Source organism: Hydrogenophaga sp. (assembly GCF_028698005.1).
Taxonomy (GTDB): Bacteria; Pseudomonadota; Gammaproteobacteria; order Burkholderiales; family Burkholderiaceae_C; genus Hydrogenophaga.
Genome location: NZ_JAQVEJ010000263.1, coordinates 1 through 2,749, shown reverse-complemented (window position 1 = coordinate 2,749; position 2,749 = coordinate 1). Strand labels below are relative to the sequence as shown.

Sequence of the window (2,749 nt, the reverse complement as noted above, 5' to 3'; positions counted from 1 at the left end):
CAAGGGGGCTGATCCGGTCTCGGAGCTGCCCGGCGCCGGTTCGGCTGACGTGCCCGGGCAACACCTGCGGCCGGCACAGGCAGCCGCGGCGGCACAATATCTGACCCGAACCGAACCGGCACCACGGAGAACATTTTGAAGCTCATCATCCAGATCCCCTGTTACAACGAGGCCGCCACGCTGGGCATCACCCTGGCCGAGTTGCCGCGCGAAGTCCCGGGCTTCGACCAGGTGGAGTGGCTGATCATCGACGATGGCAGCACCGACAACACGGTCGAGGTGGCGCTGGCCCATGGTGTGGACCATGTGGTGCGCCACACGCGCAACCAGGGCCTGGCGCGGGGCTTCATGAACGGGTTGCGCGCCTGCCTGGACGCCGGCGCGGATGTGATCGTCAACACCGATGCCGACAACCAGTACAACGCGGCCGATATCCCGCTGCTGACACAGCCGATCGTCGAAGGCAAGGCCGACATCGTGGTGGGCGCCCGCCCGATCGCCAGCATCGAGCACTTCAGCCCGGTCAAGAAGTTCTTGCAGAAGCTCGGCAGCTGGGTGGTGCGTGTGGCCAGCAAAACCAGCATCCCCGACGCGCCCAGCGGCTTCCGGGCCGTCAGCCGCGCCGCCGCGCAGCGCCTGGTGGTGTTCAGCGATTACACCTATACGCTGGAGACCATCATCCAGGCCGGCCAGAAGAACATGGCCATCACCTCGGTGCCGATCCGCGTCAACGGCGACCTGCGCCCCTCGCGCCTGGTCAAGAGCATCCGCTCGTACATCCAACGCAGCATCGTCACCATCATCCGGGTGTTCGCCATCTACCGGCCGTTCCGCTTCTTCGGCACCATCGGCGGGGTGATGTTCGGCGCGGGTTTCCTGATCGGCGCACGCTTCGTCTACAAATGGCTCACGTCCGAACATGGCTATGACGGCCATGTGCAGTCGCTCATCCTGGCCAGTTCGCTGCTGATCATCGGTTTCCACACCATCCTGATCGCCTTCGTGGCCGACCTGCTGGCAGCCAACCGCAAGCTGCTCGAGGAGGTGCGGACACTGACCCTGGAAAACCGCGACCGCCAGGGCCGTGACGCGCGCTGATCGGCGGCATTTTCCATATCGCCCTGTCGGCCCAGTGACTTCCGCCGCATCACCGAACCGCGTCACCTGGATCGATGCCGCCAAGGGCCTGGGCATCATCCTCATCGTGCTCGGGCACCTGGCCTCGGTGGAGGAGCCGTCGGCCTTCTACATCTACATCTACGCGTTCCACGTCCCGCTGTTTTTCTTCATCTCGGGGCTGACGCTCAAGCCGGGAAACAAGCCCTTCGGGGCGATGCTGGGCGACAAGGCGCGCACGCTGCTGGTGCCTTACTTCTGCTATGCGCTGCTGGGCTACGCCTTCTACCTGGCCGGCTACGCCGCGGCCAGCGCGGCCGGACTGAGCATCGAGCAGTTCGGCTACGGTCCCTGGCGCCCGCTGTGGGGAGTGCTCTACGGCACCTTGGGCGAAGGCCGCCTGGTCAACACCCCGATGTGGTTCGTGGTGGCCCTGTTCTGCACCTTCGTGATCGGCTACCTGATCAACACCGCCGTGCGGCCGATGGCGCTGCGCTGGGCAATGGTGCTGGCCCTGGCTGCGGCCGGCATCCTGGCCAGCCGCCACGTCACCCTGCCCTGGAGCCTGTCGTCCGCGCTGGTGGGTCTGGTGTTCTTCCAGGCCGGGCACACGCACGCGCGACTCGGACGCTGGCCCGTGACGGCCGGCCGAGCGGCACTGCTGTGCGTGCCCCTGCTGGCACTGACGCTGGCCTCGGGCCTGAACGGCTTCGTCACCCTGGCCGACATGGTGCTGGGGCATCCCCTGCTCTACCTGGTATTCGCCTTCGCCGGCACCTACGCCACCGTGCTGCTGGTGCAGGCGCTGGGACCCGGCGCCGACTGGCTGGTCTGGCTGGGCCAGAGCAGCATGGCGATCATGGTGATCCACATGCTGATCATCCGCGTGGTCAAGGTGGCGCTGTCGGCCGTCCTGCACCTGCCGATCGGCCAGTTGGAGACACAGACGCTGCCGGTTGCGCTGACCGGCGTGGTCACCGCCATCCTGCTGGTGCCCTGCGTGGCCATCATGGAGCGCTTTCTGCCCTGGACCCTGGGCAAGCGGCGGGTGGCCGCATGATCGGCGTCACCGGCGCCTCCGGCTTCGTGGGCCGCGCGCTGTGCGCCCACCTGGCATCACAGGGACAGCCGGTGCGGCGCCTGCTGCGTCAGGCCGCGGGCGACGCAATGCCCGGTGACCGCATCGTCGGCAACATCGGACCCGACACCGACTGGCGCGGTGCGCTGGAAGGCCTGGCCTGCGTGGTCCATTGCGCCGCCCACGTGCACCGCATGGGCGCGGGAGGGTCCGGCGACAACCTGGCCACCTACCGCCGCGTCAACACGCAAGGTACCCGGCACCTGGCACAGGCGGCCGCGCAGGCCGGTGTGCGCCGCTTCGTTTTCGTCAGCTCGGTCAAGGTACTGGGCGAGGCCACGCCGCCAGGGCAGCCGTTCCGGCATGACAGTCCACCCTCCCCGCAAGACCCCTATGGTCAATCCAAATGGGAAGCCGAGCAGTCACTGTGGCCGCTGGCGCACGAGACGGGCATCGAGGTGGTGGTGATCCGCCCGCCCCTGGTGTACGGCCCTGGCGTGGGCGCCAACTTCCAGCGTCTGATGCGCTGGGTTGCCTCCGGCCTGCCCCTGCCCC

3 protein-coding genes are annotated in these 2,749 nt (G+C 67.6%); all 3 read left to right on the top strand.

What is annotated here, in order from left to right; genetic code table 11:
* Positions 1 to 135 precede the first annotated feature (135 nt).
* Positions 136 to 1,098, top strand: a complete 963-nt coding sequence (locus tag PHQ87_RS15770; RefSeq protein WP_300236494.1) for a glycosyltransferase family 2 protein — start codon at positions 136 to 138, stop codon at positions 1,096 to 1,098.
* Positions 1,099 to 1,132: 34 nt separating this feature from the next.
* The gene (locus PHQ87_RS15765) at positions 1,133 to 2,176 is read left to right on the top strand and encodes an acyltransferase family protein (protein WP_300236492.1); all 1,044 of its coding nucleotides are present in this window, start codon (positions 1,133 to 1,135) and stop codon (positions 2,174 to 2,176) included.
* Positions 2,173 to 2,749 (top strand): NAD-dependent epimerase/dehydratase family protein (locus PHQ87_RS15760; protein ID WP_300236489.1); only part of this gene is annotated, 577 nt, incomplete at its 3' end. The genes PHQ87_RS15765 and PHQ87_RS15760, both read left to right, overlap by 4 nt.